The sequence below is a fragment of the Streptacidiphilus jiangxiensis genome, assembly GCF_900109465.1.
Lineage (GTDB): Bacteria > Actinomycetota > Actinomycetes > Streptomycetales > Streptomycetaceae > Streptacidiphilus > Streptacidiphilus jiangxiensis.
In genome coordinates this window covers 17,037-32,760 of record NZ_FOAZ01000027.1, presented here as the reverse complement: position 1 = coordinate 32,760, position 15,724 = coordinate 17,037, and the positions used below count along the sequence as shown (strand labels likewise).

Sequence of the window (15,724 nt, the reverse complement as noted above, 5' to 3'; positions counted from 1 at the left end):
AACCGGACAGTGGCCCGACTCAGGTGATCGTCTCCCCGAAACGGAGCGAGATGGCCTTGAGCCGGGCCACCTCCACGTCGTGGCACTCGTGCTCACAGCCGTGCAGCTTGCCGCCGATCACCCGAACCCCGACGGAACAGGTGTGCGACTCGCCCGGGTCCACTCCCTTGCATCCGGGCGCGTGGTACTTCTCGGGCGGCGTCCACAGGCCGCCGTACGGTTTCCCCGGGTCCGGAGTCGTCTGCGCCATGAACCAAGTGTGCGTCAGATCGCTTGCCAGGAAAGGGCGAACGCCGGAGATCACCGGCCCCGATGTGCCAGGCCGTAGGGTTGCGGCCATGACAGAAACGCCGGCACACCGCAGCGACGACATCGCACACCACGACACTCCCGAGGACGAGGCGCCGCTGCGTCGCCGCATCCACCTCACCAACCTCGTCGCCGGCTCCAACTGGCTGCTGCTCAACACCGACCGGGAGACCATGGCCGCCAACGGCCCGGCGCTGCGCGCCATGGCGGGCGTCATCGAGGCCCTCCACGAGATCGGCTGGCACCTCAACCAGCCCGACGCCACGCGCCTCGCCACCGCGCAGGCCCACCTGGACGCGGCTCAGCGGGAGTTGCGGGCGGCCCTGGAAGGCCACTGACCCGCCGCCACTGACCCGCCGCCACGGCCCGTCCTCGGCGCGTGCGGAGTCGACCACGCCGTCGTACGGCCCGGTGCGCAGGATGGCCGCCCCGCGCGCGGGCGCCCGCAGATGCGCCGCGACGCGCTACGCGTCGACCAGTTCCGCCGCCGCGGCGGCGAGGAGGAGGTCCAGGGCGGCCGGATACGCGCTCGCGTTCATGCGCTGCGCGAGCAGCTGCGCGGTCGCGGCGATGTTGGGGTGGGTCTCGGCGGGCAGGCGGGCGTAGGTCGCGTGCCAGACGGCCTCGTCCGTCTCGCGCGCGTCCGCCGGGAGGGCCAGGGACGCGGCGTCCAGCGCCGCGAAGGCCAGGCTCTGGTCGATGAAGACGTGGTAGATCCGGACCGCCGCCGGATCGGCGAAGCCCGCGCCGCGCAGCACGCCGAGGACCGCCTCGTCGGCGGCGATCTCGTGGACGCGGCCGCTGACACGGCTCGCCGCGAGGACCGCGGCCTGGGGGTGGGCCAGGTAGGAGGCGTGAATGCGCAGACCCAGGTCGCGCAGGTCCGCCCGCCAGGCGCCGGCCGGCGCCCAGCGGCGCATGGCGCGGTGCATCAGCTCGTCGGCGATGGCGCGGGTCAGCTCGTCGAGACCGGCGAAGTACCGGTAGACGGTGCTCGCGTCCGCCCCCAGCGCGAGGCCGAGCCTGCGCGCGGTGAAGCCCTGCGCGCCGTGCTCGCGCAGCATCCGCAGGGCGGTGTCCACGATCAGGTCGTGGGTCAGCACCGTGCCCTGCTTGGTCGGCCTGCGCCTGCGGCGCCGCTCCTCGGGGACCGCCGTCTTCGCCATGCCGCCCACCCTAACCGGCACCGCGATCCTTATGCCAACGCGGTTGACGTTCGTGTGGGCCGGGGCGTTTCATCAGGTCAGCGGCCGCTCAACCGTTCTTTCCTGCACGCCCGAACCACCAGGAGACCCTCATGCGTGTGCTGCTCGTCGGCGCCGGAGGCGTCGGCACCGCGATCACGCGGATCGCCGCCCGCCGTCCCTTCCTCACCCACATGGTCGTCGCCGACTACGACCTGGCCCGTGCCGAGGCCGCCGTCGCCGCCCTCGGCACGGAGCAGGCGGAGCGTTTCAGCGCGGCCCGCGTCGACGCGAGCGACCAGGAGGCCGTCGCCGCCCTGCTGCGCGCCGAGCGCTGCGAGGTGCTGCTCAACGCGACCGACCCCCGCTTCGTGATGCCGCTGTTCGAGGCCGCCCTCGCCGCCGACGCGCACTACCTGGACATGGCGATGTCCCTCTCCCGCCCGCACCCCGAGCAGCCGCACGCCCTGACCGGCGTGAAGCTCGGCGACGAGCAGTTCGCCCGTGCGGAGGCCTGGGAGAAGGCCGGGCGGCTCGCCCTGGTCGGCATCGGTGTCGAGCCGGGCCTGTCCGACGTCTTCGCCCGCTACGCCGCGGACGAGCTCTTCGACGAGATCGAGGAGGTCGGCATCCGTGACGGGGCGAACCTGACCGTCGACGGCTACGAGTTCGCGCCCTCGTTCAACATCTGGACCACGATCGAGGAGTGCCTGAACCCGCCGGTGGTCTACGAGGCCGACCGCGGCTGGTTCACCACCCCGCCGTTCAGCGAGCCCGAGGTCTTCGACTTCCCCGACGGCATCGGCCCGGTCGAGTGCGTCAACGTCGAGCACGAGGAGGTGCTGCTGGTCCCGCGCTGGGTGGACGCCAAGCGGGTCACCTTCAAGTACGGGCTGGGCGAGGACTTCATCTCCAAGCTCAAGACCCTGCACGCGCTCGGCCTGGACCGCACCGAGCCGCTGACCGTCCGCTCCGCCGACGGCCCGGTGCAGGTCTCCCCGCGCGACGTGGTCGCCGCGGCCCTGCCGGACCCGGCCACGCTGGGCGACCGCATGCACGGCAAGACCTGCGCCGGCACCTGGGTCAAGGGGACCAAGGACGGCGCCCCGCGCGAGGTGTACCTCTACCACGTGGTCGACAACCAGTGGTCGATGAAGGAGTACGGCTCCCAGGCCGTGGTGTGGCAGACGGCGATCAACCCCGTCGTCGCCCTGGAGCTGCTCGCCTCCGGTGCCTGGTCGGGGCAGGGCGTGCTGGGCCCGGAGGCCTTCGCGCCCCGCCCGTTCCTGGACCTGCTGGTCGAGTACGGCTCCCCGTGGGGCCTGCGCGAGCAGTGAGTCGCTGACCGGGCGGGCCCCGACGTGACCGGAGCGTCAGAACCGGGGCTCGCCCGCCCACCAGTTGCCCGGCGCCGCCGGGTCGCTGCTGGTCCAGAACTCCACGATGGCGGCGACGAACTCACCGGCGTCCAGGCTGCCGTCACCGTCCCGGTCCAGCCTCGCGAAGGCCTGGGCCGCATGATCGCGGGTGAAGCCGGCGAAGTGGCCGCGCTGGAAGTGGAAGAACTCGTCGAGGTCGACGCGCCCGTCCCGGTTCTCGTCGGCGATGGCGAGGAAGGCCTCGGCCAACCCGCCGAGGATCACCCGGGCGGCGTCCGGCTGGTCGGCGAGGGAGCCGGTCGAGCCGACGAACTGCTCCCGCGTGATCGCGTCCACCCCCTCGGGCAGGTAGGGCGCGTGCAGCTCGCGCCAGATGGCGAGGTAGGCGTCGACGATCCGCGCCTCCTCCGCGCCTCCGGCCGGATGCCCGAGCGAAGCGGCGACGGAGCGGCCCATGCTCCGATGGTCGGCCTCGGTGAGACGGCCGTCGCCGTCGGCGTCGAGGTGGTCGAAGCCCCAGCCGATCTTCGCGTCGAGGAAGTCCTGACTCACGGGTGTGCCCTTCTCTGGCGTGATGCGTGGCCGCTGTGAATGGACAGCGCCGGCAGTGGATTGACGGAGCATCGACACGCTAGCGGTCGAACGGCGTGCCCGCGCGTAGTTCGCCCACCGTTCCCCTCCGACCCCTTCTCCTCGCTGACCGGAACGCGTCACACTGCGGGCGCCCGCTTCCCTCGACGGAGAGGACGCCATGCCCACCACGCTGTCAGCCCGGTCCCGCCAGCGTCGGCGCCACGGCGCGACCGCGCTCGTGCTCGCCCTGCTCGGCGCACTGCTCGGCCTCGCCGGCACCGCGCCCGCGGCCCACGCCGCGACCAGCAGCCCCAACCTGATCCTCGACGGCAGCGGCCAGAACGCCGCGTGCTCCGGCTCGGGCTACGACGAGACCTCCGACCCCGGCTGGACCATCACCGCCGGTGACCCGAACGTGGTCTGCTACACCAACAACGGCGGCTTCCCCGGCGCCTCCACCCCCGGGGCGCAGGCCGGCAACGGCTACTTCACCGGCGGTACCCGCGGCAACGGCACCCTGACCCAGACCGCCGACGTCTCCGCCGCGGCCACCACGATCGACGCGGGCACCGCGACGTACAACCTGTCGGGCTGGCTCGGCGGCTTCGGCAAGCAGAACGACACCGCCGCCCTGGTCGCCACCTTCCGGTCGGCGACGGGCACCTCCCTCGGCACCACGCAGATCGGCCCGGTCACCGCCACCGACCGCAAGAGCCGCACCGAGTTCCTGCAGCGCACCGCGACCGGCACCCTCCCGGCCGGCACCCGCACGGTCCGCCTGGACCTCCAGTTCACCTGGACCACCGGCGGCACCACGGACGGCTACGCGCAGGGCCTCTCACTGACCGTCAGCCCGACCGTCCCGGCCCCGGTCCTGGCCGCCCCGGCCTCGACCGTGCCCGGCTTCGACCACGTCTTCGTCGTCTACATGGAGAACGAGAACTACTCCGCCACCAGCAACACCGTCGACGGCGGCGCGGGCATCATCGGCAACTCCGCCGCGCCCTACCTCAACGGCCTGACGGCGAACGCGGCTCTGCTGACCGGCTACCACGCGGTCGTGCACAACTCCGACCCGAACTACCTCGCCCTGGCGGGCGGCAGCACCTTCGGCCAGAGCGCGGGCAACAGCGGCACCAGCAACTGCATCGCCACCTGCACCTACAGCACCCCCAGCCTGGGCGACCGGGTGGACCAGGCCGGCAAGACGTGGAAGCAGTACACCGACGGCGCCAACGGCAACTGCGACCAGACCACGCACGGCTCCTACTACCCGGACGACGCGCCCTTCGGCTACTTCTCCGACGTGAAGAACAACGCCACCTACTGCCAGGCCCACTGGCAGCCGCTCACGCAGTTGTCGACCGATCTCGCGTCCACGGCCACCACCCCGAACTTCGCCTGGCTCGCCGCCGACGACTGCAACGACATGGAGTCCTGCGGCGTCTCCGCCGGCGACACCTGGCTCAGGAACACGCTGCCGACGCTCTTCAACTCCCCCGCCTGGACCACGCAGCGCTCGCTGCTGGTGATCACCTGGGACGAGGACGGCAACAACCTGCCCGGCGGCTTCGGCCCCGGCCAGACCAACCAGGTCGCCACCTTCGTCCTCGGCTCCCCCGGCACGGTCAAGGCGGGCACCCGGATCTCCACCCGCTACGACCACTACAGCACCGCCCGCACCGTCGAGCAGGCGCTGGGCCTCACACCGATGACCGCCAACGACACCTACGCCGTGCCCATGAACGACGTCTTCAACTGACCCTCTCTCCTTATCTCTTTGTCTCTCCACCGGTCGCCTACTCGCCCGGCCACTCCCCGGGGTGGTCGGTCCAGGCGACCAGCTCACTGTCGTACGGGTCCTCGCCCGGGTAGTCCTCCGCCATCCGCTCCTCGAACTGGCTCCGGGACATCGGCACGTGGTGCGCTCCACAGAAGGAGATCAGCCGGTACTGATGGTCGTCCGCATACGGTCCGACCTGCACTGGAGGCTCGGTTTCGCTCATGCGCCCAGCGTGCGTCCGGCCCGTGTGCCCCGCCACCCGAGTGGCGGGGCACGGCACGGCGGCGCAAGGTGGGAAGACCGTCATCCGGGAGGAGTGCTTCCACCATGAGCGTTCTCGACAAGGTCAAAGGCATGCTCAAGGGCCACGAGAGTCAGGCGTCGCAGGCCGTGGACAAGGCCGGAGACATGATCGACGACAAGACCGGCGGCAAGTACGCGAGCCAGGTCGACATGGCCCAGGACCAGGCGAAGAAGCAGCTCGGCGTCGACGACCAGGCACCCCCGCCCGTCGACGGCGGCCAGTCGGCGTAAGCGCCCCACAGGGGCGCGAGGAACTGCACGACAAGCCACTCACCTGCGGGTGGTCCTCGACGTTCAGGACCCTCCGCACGCAGGTGGCTTCTCGTGCAGTTCCTCGCGCCCCTGAATGCAACTACCAGGCAGCGCGATCCGCGCCCTGCGCGGTCGCGCAGCGTTGGACCACCGCCGCCGGGTCGATCGCCGCGCCGCGGAGAATCTCGGCGGCGCGGGAGTCCGGGACCGTGGCCAGCTCGCGCAGCAGGTCCAGGACCGTGCCGTCTCCACCCCCGCTCCGCGCGGCGCGCGCCAGCGCGCCGGCCGCGGTCGCGCTCCAGGCCAGCCCCGCCGAGCGTTCCTGCTCGCGGTCCGCGACGCCCTCGCCGAAGCGCCACAGCCGGCCGAAGCCGATGCTGCGCTGCACCAGGTACCCCATGAGCCGCGTGGCCTGAACCGGCAGCGGCGCCGCGACCCCCAGCGCGGAGTCGTCGGTCTCCAGCAGGGCGTGCAGCAGGTGACCGGTGTCGACCTCCGGATCACCCGCACGCAGCGCGCGCCGACGGGCGCGGGCGGCGACGACCGCGAGCGTCCCGACGGTGACGGGTTCGTCCCGGCGCGCGGCAGCGGCGTTCGCGGCTGCCGCGGCAATCCGGAGGGGCTCAGGAGGCAAGAGGTCTCCACCGTGAGGTCGAGCGAGGGGGCGACACAGGCCCGAAGGGCCTCGAACGGCGCCGCGGGCCGCGGGCCGTTGCTGCAGTGAGTCAGCGCGGTCGGCTCCGAGCACACGAGGGCCGCCCGGGAAGTCTGCTGCGCAGGGTGACCATTCGTCAACCCACAGATACGATCTTCCCATGGTCCTCGGTGGCCAGTGCGCCGCCCATGACCGCCCCCGCGCGACTGACCTGCACGGATGCCCGGGGCGCGTGCGGCGTGTGCCACGGGCGCGCGGGGGTGTCCGCAGGCGCACGCTCCGCGCCGGCACCCCCATTCGGCTGCAACCACCCCTGTCCCCCGACCGTCGAACACAACACGGACCTCACTCGTTCCGCGTACCGGGTCCGCCCGTCCGCAGTCCGTCCGCACTCCGTCCGGCCCAGGAGCCCCCACCTGACCACCGTCGCCCCGACGCCCACGAAGCCGCTGCTCTATCTCGATGTGGACGGCGTGCTCAACCCCGTCTGCCCACACCCCGGGAGCGGCTACACCCGGCATCTGCTGCTGCGCAGCGAGGTGCTGCTGAGCGCGACGCACGGGGAGTGGCTCCGGGAGCTGGCCGAGGTCTACGAGCTCGCGTGGGCGAGCACCTGGGAGGCGTGGGCCAACCAGTGCATCGCGCCGCTGCTCGGCCTGCCGCCGCTGCCCTGGGTCGCCTGCGGGGGCTTCAACTCCGGGGCACGGGACGGGGATTTCGCACCGATCGTGCGCCACGCGGCGGGACGGCCGTTCGCCTGGTTGGACGACCTGATCCCGCCGCGTCTGCTGCGCCGCTACGCGGATCGCAGCGATGTGCTGTTGCTGCCGGTCGAGCCGGGGCAGGGCCTGCGGCGTCGCCACGTGGACCGGCTGCTGTCACGGCCACCACGGGCCGCGCACCTCAGCCCCGGTCCTCCGGGCTCGCGTCCGTCGGAGCCGGCTCCGAGTCCGCGTCGGCCAGGATGAGGTAGAGCCGCTTGCGCGTGTCCGCGAGGACCGCGAGCGCCTTGGCCCGCTGCTCCGGCGTACCGGTCATCACGACCTGCCGCAGCGCGTCCTTGACGGCACCGCCGGCCCGGCCGAACTCCCGGACGACCTCCCAGTGCTCGCCCTGCTCGGCCTCCTCCCATGGGGCGTCCGGCCCCTGCTCGGCCTCGGCGCGGCCGGCCTCGGTGAGCGAGAACAGCTTCTTGCCGCCGTCCTCCGCGCTCGTGATCAGGCCTTCCTCGTCGAGCATCTGCAGGGTCGGGTAGACCGAGCCGGGGCTGGGCCGCCAGCTGCCGCCCGAGCGCTCCGCGATCTCGCGGATCATCTCGTAGCCGTGCATCGGGCGCTCCTTGAGCAGCGCGAGCAGCGAGGCACGCACGTCCCCACGCCGCGCCCGGCCCCCGGGACGCCCCCGTCCGCCACGGCCCTTGTGCCCCCACGGTCCGAACGGCCCGGGCCCGAACGGCCCCGGCCCCCCGAACCCGGGCGGCCCGAACTCCCCGAACGCGGGCCGACCAGGGCCCCTTCCATTGCTGTTCCTCGGATCGAATTGGTGTCGGGTTCGCATGATCGAACTCCTCTGTCGAGACATGAATAGGTCATATCGACGACAGTCCATCGACTGTCTCGATGCATCAACGATATATCGGTAACTGTCGTTCGACAACCCCTGCCGACAACCCCGGCGGTCGACATCGCCCGAAGGCATCGGTTCATCGCTCCTGATCGGGCTGCTCGTTCACGGTGCGACCTGCACGTACTGTGTCGACGTGGCTCTGACTGACACCGAGATGGGCGTCTTGCTCGCGCCAGCCGGGCTCCGGCTCGTCGAACGGGTCCGGCACGCTGTTCGCCTGCCCCCGCTGCCGGAGGGGGGGCGCTTCGGCTCCGAACCGGACGAGGTCGCCGACGTGGACGACCCGGACTTCGCGGACAAGGTCAACGCGGGCTGGCATCGCATGTTCCGGAGTTCACGGTGGTGTCCCTGGACGGCCGGATGATGCTGCAGACCACGGTGTGGGGTAACGGCACCGTCAGCAGCATCGTGATCCGCCCGTAGCAGCGCTGACGACAGAGGGCCCTTGTCGTCCGCGCACGAGAAGTCGGACGATCAGCCCATGTCCATGAGCCGAGACACCTTCGACGATGTACCGCTGAGCACGCTGTTCCCCGAGCTGTCTGCCGCCGACTGTGGATCCCTGCGGCGCGCGGCGCTCAGCGTCGGCCTGGCCCGGCCCGGGGCCGTCGCACCGAAGTGGGAGTGGAAAGCGGAGCATGCGGTCTTCACGGGCCCGCAGTCCCGGACACACGTGATCCTCCTTCTGTGCGTGGTTCAGCCGGCGCGCGGAAGCGACTGGTTGGAGTTCCAGCTTCAGGTGGGCTGGACGGCCCAGGGTCAGCACGACGTGACCGCCTCGGTCAACGTGGGTTGCTGGTGCGAGACCGACCACGGCACCCACGACGTCGAGGTCCTCAACTCCGTCGTCGGTGACGAGATCTCGCTGCCCGAGGCCTTCGAAGCCTGCGCCGATCGCATGGCGGGGTGGCTGGCCGACCCACGCGACGCGGACTTCTGGCGTGCCCGCGAGGACTTGCCGACTCGCCCTCTGCCTAGGTCGGGCTCCGGCACGAAAACCGTTCGACCCCACCCTGACCGCCGCCTAACCTCGAGTCAGCACGGAGGAGCAGCCCGGTAGCACGTCAGACGGGCGATCCGCTCCGTGGCACGGCGTCGTACCCCAACGGCAGAGGGAACCGGTTCAGGACCGGTCCAGTGTGCGTTCGAATCGCACCGACGCTACGCACGAGCCCGCCATGGAGAGGTGGCCGAGTGGTAAGGCAGCGGCTTGCTAAGCCGTCGTCAGGGGCGACCCTGCGCGCGTTCGATCCGCGCTCTCTCCGCAGAACCGCTCCGTGAGGGGTGGTCAGTACGAGCTGTCGACGTCGGACAGGGAGTCGGCCTCGGCGTTGAGCTGCTGTCGGGCGGACGCGCCGAGGAAAGGGATCAGCGCGCCGCAGTCGAGGCAGGCGCGCGCGAAGCAGGCGTCGTAGGACGGGCGGGGACGGAAGATGCCCGTCCTCGGGAAGGCCAGCCGCAGGAAACGCTGATCGCCTATCCGATTGCCCGAGGTCAGCTCGCCGAGGGCGCTCAGCCGTTCGGATCCGCACACCGCACATCGCATGGGGCGAGAGCGTACCCGATCGTTTCGGGTGGGGATCCGCTCAGAACGGTCGCAGGAACGGCCGTTCCGCCATGCGTTCGGCGAGGGCGAGCAGCCATGGGGTGCGGGCCTTCGGAAGGCGGGTCAGGGTGTGGTGGAAGACCGTCCAGTCCGGGTGAAAGACCCACGCGGGGTGGCGCGGGAGGGGGTCGTCGCGCTCGACGCCCGGCGGGAGCCCGCCGGTCACCGGAAGGCGTGACGGGTCGCGGCCGCAGGCCAGGTGGAGCCAGACCTCCGCCGCCAACGGCACCGGCGTGCCGGCCGGTTCGCCCGGCCGGGACGGTGGGGCCCAGACCTCGCCGGTCTGCGGGTGACGTGGGACCAGGGCGAGGTCGGGTGCCCGTCCCGGAGACGACAGGCCCGGGCCGGCCAGCGACAGGGTCAGGGTCTTCGTCGGTGGGCCGGGTGGCAGCAGCCCGGCAAGCGCCGGGCCGAGCACCGTCGTGAGCAGGCCCGGCGGCAGAGCGACGGCCGCGCCCTCGGAGGCCACCAGCAGGTGCGCCAGCGCAGCGCCGATCGCGGCCCGCCAGCGCGCATCCCACCAGCCGATCGGTTCCACCGGGGGCCAGGCCTCGTAGGCGTCCCCCAGGACCTCCCAAGGGACGGGCGCACGCACCGGGCCCGGAACGGGCATGCGGTGCACCGCCGACGGGAGCAGGCTGGTCGTCTGCCAGTAGGAGCAGTCGTCGACCCGGATGGCGACCGGCTGACCGCAGCCCGCGCAGGCGAGGTTGGGGCCGCCGCAGCCGGTGAGGCCGAGGCAGTAGCCGTCCAGGCGGTCGGGGATGAGCACCAGGCCGCGAGCGTCGCCGGGCGCGAGTACGACTGCGCCAGGCTCCCCGAAGGAGGGCCGTCGCGGCGGCCCGGACGGCTGCTCGTCGACGGCGTACGTCCCGGCTTCCAACAGCGGGGCGAGGAAGTCGTGCTGGCACATCGCGACGGCGTGGTCGGGCAGGGCGACCCGAGTGACGGGTGCGGTCAGTACGGCCGCGCAGCGCGCGCAGGCGAAGACATCGGTGATGCGGTGCCCCCTTGCCCTGGGTCGGTGAGTCCGTGGGCCGTGATTCCGTGATTCCGTGGGTCCGTGGGTCACGGACAGCAGGCGATTATGCGGCTCAGCGCCATGGGCGCGCCAACGGGTTTTCGTGGCGGCCGGACGCGCGGCGCTACGCTCGCGACATGAGGATGAGGATCATCGACGCGTTCACCGACGAGCCCTTCGCAGGAAATCCGGCGGCCGTGTGCCTGCTGCCCGAGGGGGCCTGGCCCGACGAGGGCTGGATGGCCCGGGTGGGGGCGGAGATGAACCTGTCGGAGACGGCGTTCCTGCGACCGCTCGGGTCGTCGGACGAGGGTCGGTGGGCGATCAGGTGGTTCACGCCCGCCGTCGAGGTGGACCTGTGCGGCCACGCGACGCTGGCCGCCACCCACGCGCTGGCGTCCGACGGGCTGGTCGCGCCCGGGGGCGAGGTGGTGTTCGAGTCGAACAGCGGGCCGCTGCGGGCGAAGGTCGCGGAGGACGGCGGCATCACGCTCGACTTCCCGCTCAACCCGCCGAAGCCGGGCTCCGCGCCGGCCGCGCTGGCGGAGGCGCTCGGCACGGACGCGTGGATCGCGGTGTGGGAGACCGGGGCGCTGGGTGACCTGATGCTGGAGTTCGTCGACGAGGCCTCCGTCCGGGCGCTGCGGCCCGACCACACGCGGCTCGCCGCGCTCGTGGACGCGGGCATCCCGCGCGGGGTGATCGTCACCGCCCGCGCCGACGACCCGGAGACGAGCGGCTACGACTTCGTCTCCCGCTGGTTCGGTACCGGCGTGGACGTCGGGGAGGACCCGGTCACCGGGAGCGCGCACACCGCGCTGCTGCCGCTGTGGGTCGCGCACCTGAACCGGGACACGCTCGTCGGCCGTCAGGTCTCGCGGCGCGGTGGGACCGTCCGACTCCACCTGGAGGGCGACCGGGCGCTGCTCAAGGGTCGCGCGGTCACCATGCTGGACGGGACGCTCGCCGAGGCCGCCCGGCCGTAGCACGCCGAGCCCGTCCGCGGGGGGCCGGGATCAGGTCGGCAGCCAGCTGACGTGCCCGGCCAGGAGCACGAAGCCGACGAAGGCGACCGTGTCGATCAGCGTGTGCGCGATCGCCAGCGGCATGACCCGGCCCCAACGGCGGTAGAGGTAGCAGAAGATCACACCCATCACCACGTTGCCGACGAAGCCGCCGACGCCCTGGTAGAGGTGGTAGGACCCGCGCAGCAGCGCGCTCGCCGCGACCATGGCGGGCCAGGACCACCCCAGCTGGCCGAGGCGGCGCAGCATGTAGCCGACCACGATGACCTCCTCCACCACCGCGTTCTGCGCGGCGGAGAGGATCAGCACCGGGATGCGCCACCAGACGTCGGGCAGACCGCTCGGCACCACGGTGAGGTTCGCGCCGGAGGCGCGCGCGCCGAGGTAGAGGGCGAGGCCGGACCCGCCGATCGCGGCGGCCACGACCACGCCCTTGCCGAGGTCGCTCCAGCGGCGGGTGAGGTCGAAGCCGAGGGCCCGCAGGGACGATCCCTCGCGGAACAGCAGGTAGGCGACCAGCAGGACGGGCACCAGGGCCGAGGCGATGTCGAAGAGGTGCCAGGTGAGGTCGAGCCAGGGGCGGCCGGGTGTGATCGAGCCGTTCAGGGTGGCCGTCTGCGACTTGAGCGACTTCTCCGCCGTCAGCGAGCCGACGAAGCTGATCAGCGCGGAGACTCCGCTGGCGCCGAGCGAGAGGCCCAGCACGATCAGCAGTTCCTGCCCCAGCAGGCGGCGGGTCAGCCGGATCGGTTGCGGGAGCGCGGGGAGCGTGTCGGTGCTGCTCACAGGGTTACTCCGACGGCGACGGCGGGACGATCAGGCGCGGCGGGGCCGACGATGATCGGGCGGGTTCGCCCGATCATCGCACAGCGCCCTGTGCCCACCGTCCTGCCCGACGCGGCAGCTCCCTCGGGAGAGCCCCGGCCGGGGGCGCGTCAGCGCAGCGGCCAGGTGTGGACCGGTTCGCCCGCGCGGGAGAGCTCCATGTAGCGGCGGGTCATCGCCGCCAGCGCGGGGCCGCGGTCCAGGCCCAGGCGGTCCATGCCGTCGTGGAAGACCGCGCTCTGCCAGGCCGCGCCGTTGATCCCGGTGCGGCAGCGTCCCTCGATGATCCCCAGGTACCGGTCCCGGTCGACCGGGTCGACCCCCCACGCGTCAAGACCCTGATGAGCCATCGGCAGCAGTTCGCGCTGCACCAGTTCGCGGGCGGGCACGCGGGCCACCCCGCCGCCCCGGCGTCCGCCGGGGCGCGGCCACCACAGCTCGGCGTCGAGGCCGAGGCGGGCGGCGGTGTGGAAGTTCTCCGTGGCCAGCTCGAAGGGCATCCGCTGCCAGACCGGACGCGGCTGGTCGGCCAGGGTGCGCACCAGGCCGTAGTAGAAGGCCGCGTTGGCCAGCGTGTCGACGACGGTCGGCCCGGCCGGCAGCGCCCGGTTCTCGACGCGCAGGTGCGGCACGCCGTCGGCGATGTCGTAGACAGGACGGTTCCAGCGGTAGATGGTGCCGTTGTGCAGACGCAGCTCGCGCAGCGCGGGGACGCCGCCGGCGGCGAGGGTCTTGAGCGGGTCCTCCTCGTCGCAGATGGGCAGCAGCGAGGGGAAGTAGCGCAGGTTCTCCTCGAACAGGTCGGTGACGGAGTCGACCCAGCGTTCCCCGAACCAGGTGATCGGCCGCACGCCCTGGGCCTTGAGCTCCGCCGGACGGGTGTCGCAGGCCTGCTCGAACAGGACCGGGCGGGTCTCCCGCCACAGCTCGCGCCCGAACAGGAACGGCGCGTTCGCGCCGAGCGCGAGCTGCGCGCCGGTCAGCGCCTGCGCCGCGTTCCACACCCCGGCGAAGCGGCGCGGGGTCACCTGGAGGTGCAGTTGCAGCGAGGTGCAGGCGGCCTCGGCGACGATGGACACGGCGTCCACCCGGAGCCGCTCGACGCCCTCGATGTCGAGGGTGATGTCCTCCCCGCGGGCGGCGAGGATCCGGTCGTTGAGCAGGCGGTAGCGGTCACCTGCGGAGATGTTGTCGAGGACGGCGTGGTCCACGGTCAGCGTCGGCAGGATGCCGACGGTGACGATGCGCGCGCCGGCGCGCTGGGCGCGGCGGTCCGCGTAGGCCAGGCCGACGGCGAGCTCCTCGCGCAGTTCCTCGAAGACACGCCCGCCCAGCCGGTGCGGGGCGATGTTGACCTCGATGTTGAACTGCCCCAGCTCGGTCTGGAAGTCCCCGCTGGCGATCTGCTCGAGCACGGCCTCGTTGCGCATGGCGGGGAGCCCCGCGTCGTCGGCGAGGTTGATCTCGATCTCCAGGCCCATCATGGCCCTGGCCCGGTCGAACCGCTCCTCGGCGAGGAGTCTCTCCAACGCGTCCACGCACTGACGCAGCTTGTGTCGGTAGAGCTGACGGTCAGCCAGGTCCGCGCTGCCGGCGACGACCTTCTCCCCCATGGGCGGCGGCCCCTCCCTCGATCGGCGGTATGGGGGAGCATGCCCCGAAGGGGTGATCGACACTCCGCCCGCGGGCGCGAGAGGGCATGTGCCAAAAAGGCCCCGGGTATACGAACTGCCCGAAATCTCCCTTGCGGCCATGCACGGACAGTAGTAGAAGAGTCACGCCGTGCACCCGTTCGTATAGACTCGTCAGTTACAGGTACGCATGGCCCGACGCCGCCGGGAGCGCCCGGCCCCTTGGGCCTGCCCTGCACCACGATCTGATGTCGACCCGCACCGCGCGGGCCATCGGCCTGCGCCCTGCGCAGCTTCACGCGCTTTTCATCAGCTCAGCTCAGCTCATTCCAGCCCCGCCTGTCTCTGCTGCCACGAGAGGCGAACCGACATGTCCTTGCAGCTGCCCCAGCCGCCCGCCGCCGCCCTGCGTGCCGTTCTCGACGCCCTGGGCGATCCGGACGCACCCGGCGCCCTGCCCGTCCGCTCCTCGGCGATGCGACGCTGCATCGGGCCGCTCACCCCCGCTCATCCCCTGCCCGTCCACCTCCTCGATCCAGCGCTGTCACCCGGGGACGGCGCGGCGCAGCTCGCCTGCGCGCGCCGCACCGGCTGGCGCTTCCTGGTCAAGGACGGGGAGGAGGTGGTCGCCGCGGCGGACACGCTGGAACTCGACTCCGAGCCGGCCGGGCTGGCACCCGGCGAGGCGCACGTCTTCTCGCACTTCGCCGAGGGCCCCTACCCGGCGGCGACGCTGCGCGCGCTGCAGCAGGCCCGCCTGCACACGGCGGGGACGCCGACCACGTACCTGCCGCGGCTGCTGACCGTGCCGGCCCACTACATGACCGCGCTCTGGCTGCACCCCGTGCTCACGGCCGCGCCCACGCCGGACCTGCTGATCCCCCTGGTCCCGGCGCCGCTCGGGGTCACCCCGCACATCCCCCACCACGCGGAGGAACTGCTGGCCCTCCTGGCGCTGACCAGCGGAGCCCTGCTCACCAGTACGGCCTGACCCGGGAGCACCCCCTGACACCACCCGTTGTGACCACTAGGCACATGGTCACAACGGGTGGTTTCTGCTGCTCGGGCCAGATCTTGCGTGACGCATGTCACCAAATGGCTGCGCTTCGGCCTCAGGAGCCGGAGACTGAGAACCAGCGGACCAAGCCCAACGTCCTACCCGGCGAGAAGGCACTTCACACCTCCGCATCCGCAGATCCGCGGCCGGTTTTTCGAAACGAGGGTACGAGCTATGTGCCAGCACCGTCCTGAGTGCCCGTCCGCCGACTCGCCGGACCGCGAGGCGGCCGTGATCGTCGCCAGCCACCCGGAGCAGGGGTGGAACCTCCTGTGCAACGGCGTCCTCGTCTTCGAGGACACCGGCGAGATCCTCCCCGACGGCCGCGCGGTCGCCCCGAGGCGCGCCATGGCAGGGGCTGCGTAGTTCTGCAGCCAGGGCCCGTTGCCACACCAAGGGGCGCGAGGAACTGCGCGACAGGCCACCGACGTGCGGATGGTCCCCAAAGTTCGGGACCATCCGCACAGGGTGGTTGCTCGCGCAGTTCCTCGCGCC

20 protein-coding genes and 2 tRNA genes are annotated in these 15,724 nt (G+C 72.0%); 12 read left to right on the top strand and 10 right to left on the bottom strand.

The genetic code is table 11. The features are described from left to right. Positions 1-19 precede the first annotated feature (19 nt). Positions 20-250 (bottom strand): hypothetical protein, encoded by a 231-nt coding sequence (locus tag BMY61_RS45575; RefSeq protein WP_143094698.1) that lies wholly within the window; start codon positions 248-250, stop codon positions 20-22. 88 nt (positions 251-338) lie between these two features. On the opposite strand from BMY61_RS45575, the gene BMY61_RS45570 reads away from it, so the two are divergent. Next, the gene (locus BMY61_RS45570; protein WP_042455903.1) at positions 339-647 is read left to right on the top strand and encodes a hypothetical protein; all 309 of its coding nucleotides are present in this window, start codon (positions 339-341) and stop codon (positions 645-647) included. A gap of 126 nt (positions 648-773) precedes the next feature. Here BMY61_RS45570 and BMY61_RS36490 read toward each other — a convergent pair whose 3' ends face one another. Further along, entirely contained in the window at positions 774-1,475 is a 702-nt protein-coding gene (locus tag BMY61_RS36490; protein WP_042455900.1) for a TetR/AcrR family transcriptional regulator, read from the bottom strand. A gap of 131 nt (positions 1,476-1,606) precedes the next feature. On the opposite strand from BMY61_RS36490, the gene BMY61_RS36485 reads away from it, so the two are divergent. Then, positions 1,607-2,830, top strand: coding sequence for a saccharopine dehydrogenase family protein (locus BMY61_RS36485; RefSeq protein WP_042455898.1), 1,224 nt, complete (start codon positions 1,607-1,609; stop codon positions 2,828-2,830). A 36-nt stretch (positions 2,831-2,866) separates the two neighbouring features. Here BMY61_RS36485 and BMY61_RS36480 read toward each other — a convergent pair whose 3' ends face one another. After that, positions 2,867-3,424 carry an EF-hand domain-containing protein gene (locus BMY61_RS36480; RefSeq protein ID WP_042455896.1) on the bottom strand — a complete coding sequence of 186 codons (558 nt, stop codon included), beginning with the start codon at positions 3,422-3,424 and terminating at the stop codon, positions 2,867-2,869. A 199-nt stretch (positions 3,425-3,623) separates the two neighbouring features. On the opposite strand from BMY61_RS36480, the gene BMY61_RS36475 reads away from it, so the two are divergent. Further along, on the top strand, positions 3,624-5,207 hold the full coding sequence (locus tag BMY61_RS36475) for an alkaline phosphatase family protein (RefSeq protein WP_052439246.1): 1,584 nt from the start codon (positions 3,624-3,626) through the stop codon (positions 5,205-5,207). Positions 5,208-5,244: 37 nt separating this feature from the next. Here BMY61_RS36475 and BMY61_RS36470 read toward each other — a convergent pair whose 3' ends face one another. Next, positions 5,245-5,451: a hypothetical protein gene (locus tag BMY61_RS36470; protein ID WP_042456033.1), complete on the bottom strand. Its 207-nt coding sequence runs from the start codon at positions 5,449-5,451 to the stop codon at positions 5,245-5,247. A gap of 104 nt (positions 5,452-5,555) precedes the next feature. On the opposite strand from BMY61_RS36470, the gene BMY61_RS36465 reads away from it, so the two are divergent. Next, the gene (locus tag BMY61_RS36465) at positions 5,556-5,762 is read left to right on the top strand and encodes an antitoxin (RefSeq protein ID WP_042455893.1); all 207 of its coding nucleotides are present in this window, start codon (positions 5,556-5,558) and stop codon (positions 5,760-5,762) included. A gap of 121 nt (positions 5,763-5,883) precedes the next feature. On the opposite strand, the gene BMY61_RS46740 is transcribed toward BMY61_RS36465, so the two are convergent. Further along, positions 5,884-6,417: a Clp protease N-terminal domain-containing protein gene (locus tag BMY61_RS46740; RefSeq protein ID WP_052439244.1), complete on the bottom strand. Its 534-nt coding sequence runs from the start codon at positions 6,415-6,417 to the stop codon at positions 5,884-5,886. Between the two features lie 485 nt (positions 6,418-6,902). Between BMY61_RS46740 and BMY61_RS36455 the strand changes: the two genes are divergently transcribed. Next, positions 6,903-7,406: an HAD domain-containing protein gene (locus BMY61_RS36455; RefSeq protein ID WP_177240404.1), complete on the top strand. Its 504-nt coding sequence runs from the start codon at positions 6,903-6,905 to the stop codon at positions 7,404-7,406. Here BMY61_RS36455 and BMY61_RS36450 read toward each other — a convergent pair. Continuing rightward, a complete protein-coding gene (locus BMY61_RS36450; protein ID WP_075004202.1) occupies positions 7,342-7,995 on the bottom strand; it encodes a PadR family transcriptional regulator in 654 nt (217 codons plus the stop codon). The two genes, BMY61_RS36455 and BMY61_RS36450, sit on opposite strands and share 65 nt — an antisense overlap. 202 nt (positions 7,996-8,197) lie before the next feature. On the opposite strand from BMY61_RS36450, the gene BMY61_RS45565 reads away from it, so the two are divergent. The 4 genes from BMY61_RS45565 to BMY61_RS36435 all read left to right on the top strand — a co-directional run bounded on the left by BMY61_RS45565 (position 8,198) and on the right by BMY61_RS36435 (position 9,329). Next, positions 8,198-8,428 carry a hypothetical protein gene (locus tag BMY61_RS45565; RefSeq protein WP_143094697.1) on the top strand — a complete coding sequence of 77 codons (231 nt, stop codon included), beginning with the start codon at positions 8,198-8,200 and terminating at the stop codon, positions 8,426-8,428. Positions 8,429-8,545: 117 nt separating this feature from the next. Further along, positions 8,546-9,124 carry a hypothetical protein gene (locus BMY61_RS36440; RefSeq protein ID WP_174514561.1) on the top strand — a complete coding sequence of 193 codons (579 nt, stop codon included), beginning with the start codon at positions 8,546-8,548 and terminating at the stop codon, positions 9,122-9,124. A gap of 31 nt (positions 9,125-9,155) precedes the next feature. Beyond that, positions 9,156-9,228: transfer RNA gene (locus BMY61_RS46735), tRNA-Leu, on the top strand. A 16-nt stretch (positions 9,229-9,244) separates the two neighbouring features. Beyond that, positions 9,245-9,329, top strand: a tRNA-Ser gene (locus BMY61_RS36435). 23 nt (positions 9,330-9,352) lie between these two features. On the opposite strand, the gene BMY61_RS36430 is transcribed toward BMY61_RS36435, so the two are convergent. Together BMY61_RS36430 and BMY61_RS36425 are read right to left on the bottom strand one after the other, a co-directional pair. Continuing rightward, positions 9,353-9,610 carry a hypothetical protein gene (locus BMY61_RS36430; RefSeq protein ID WP_143094696.1) on the bottom strand — a complete coding sequence of 86 codons (258 nt, stop codon included), beginning with the start codon at positions 9,608-9,610 and terminating at the stop codon, positions 9,353-9,355. Positions 9,611-9,650: 40 nt separating this feature from the next. Further along, entirely contained in the window at positions 9,651-10,583 is a 933-nt protein-coding gene (locus BMY61_RS36425) for a hypothetical protein (RefSeq protein WP_236656571.1), read from the bottom strand. 245 nt (positions 10,584-10,828) lie between these two features. Between BMY61_RS36425 and BMY61_RS36420 the strand changes: the two genes are divergently transcribed. Next, positions 10,829-11,677: a PhzF family phenazine biosynthesis protein gene (locus BMY61_RS36420; protein WP_042455883.1), complete on the top strand. Its 849-nt coding sequence runs from the start codon at positions 10,829-10,831 to the stop codon at positions 11,675-11,677. A 30-nt stretch (positions 11,678-11,707) separates the two neighbouring features. Here BMY61_RS36420 and BMY61_RS36415 read toward each other — a convergent pair whose 3' ends face one another. Together BMY61_RS36415 and BMY61_RS36410 are read right to left on the bottom strand one after the other, a co-directional pair. Then, entirely contained in the window at positions 11,708-12,502 is a 795-nt protein-coding gene (locus BMY61_RS36415; RefSeq protein WP_042455881.1) for a CPBP family intramembrane glutamic endopeptidase, read from the bottom strand. A gap of 149 nt (positions 12,503-12,651) precedes the next feature. After that, positions 12,652-14,154: a glutamate-cysteine ligase family protein gene (locus BMY61_RS36410; RefSeq protein ID WP_042455878.1), complete on the bottom strand. Its 1,503-nt coding sequence runs from the start codon at positions 14,152-14,154 to the stop codon at positions 12,652-12,654. 388 nt (positions 14,155-14,542) lie between these two features. On the opposite strand from BMY61_RS36410, the gene BMY61_RS36405 reads away from it, so the two are divergent. Then, the gene (locus BMY61_RS36405) at positions 14,543-15,163 is read left to right on the top strand and encodes a hypothetical protein (protein WP_042455876.1); all 621 of its coding nucleotides are present in this window, start codon (positions 14,543-14,545) and stop codon (positions 15,161-15,163) included. Positions 15,164-15,403: 240 nt separating this feature from the next. Then, the gene (locus BMY61_RS36400) at positions 15,404-15,595 is read left to right on the top strand and encodes a DUF5999 family protein (protein ID WP_042455874.1); all 192 of its coding nucleotides are present in this window, start codon (positions 15,404-15,406) and stop codon (positions 15,593-15,595) included. Positions 15,596-15,724 lie beyond the last annotated feature (129 nt).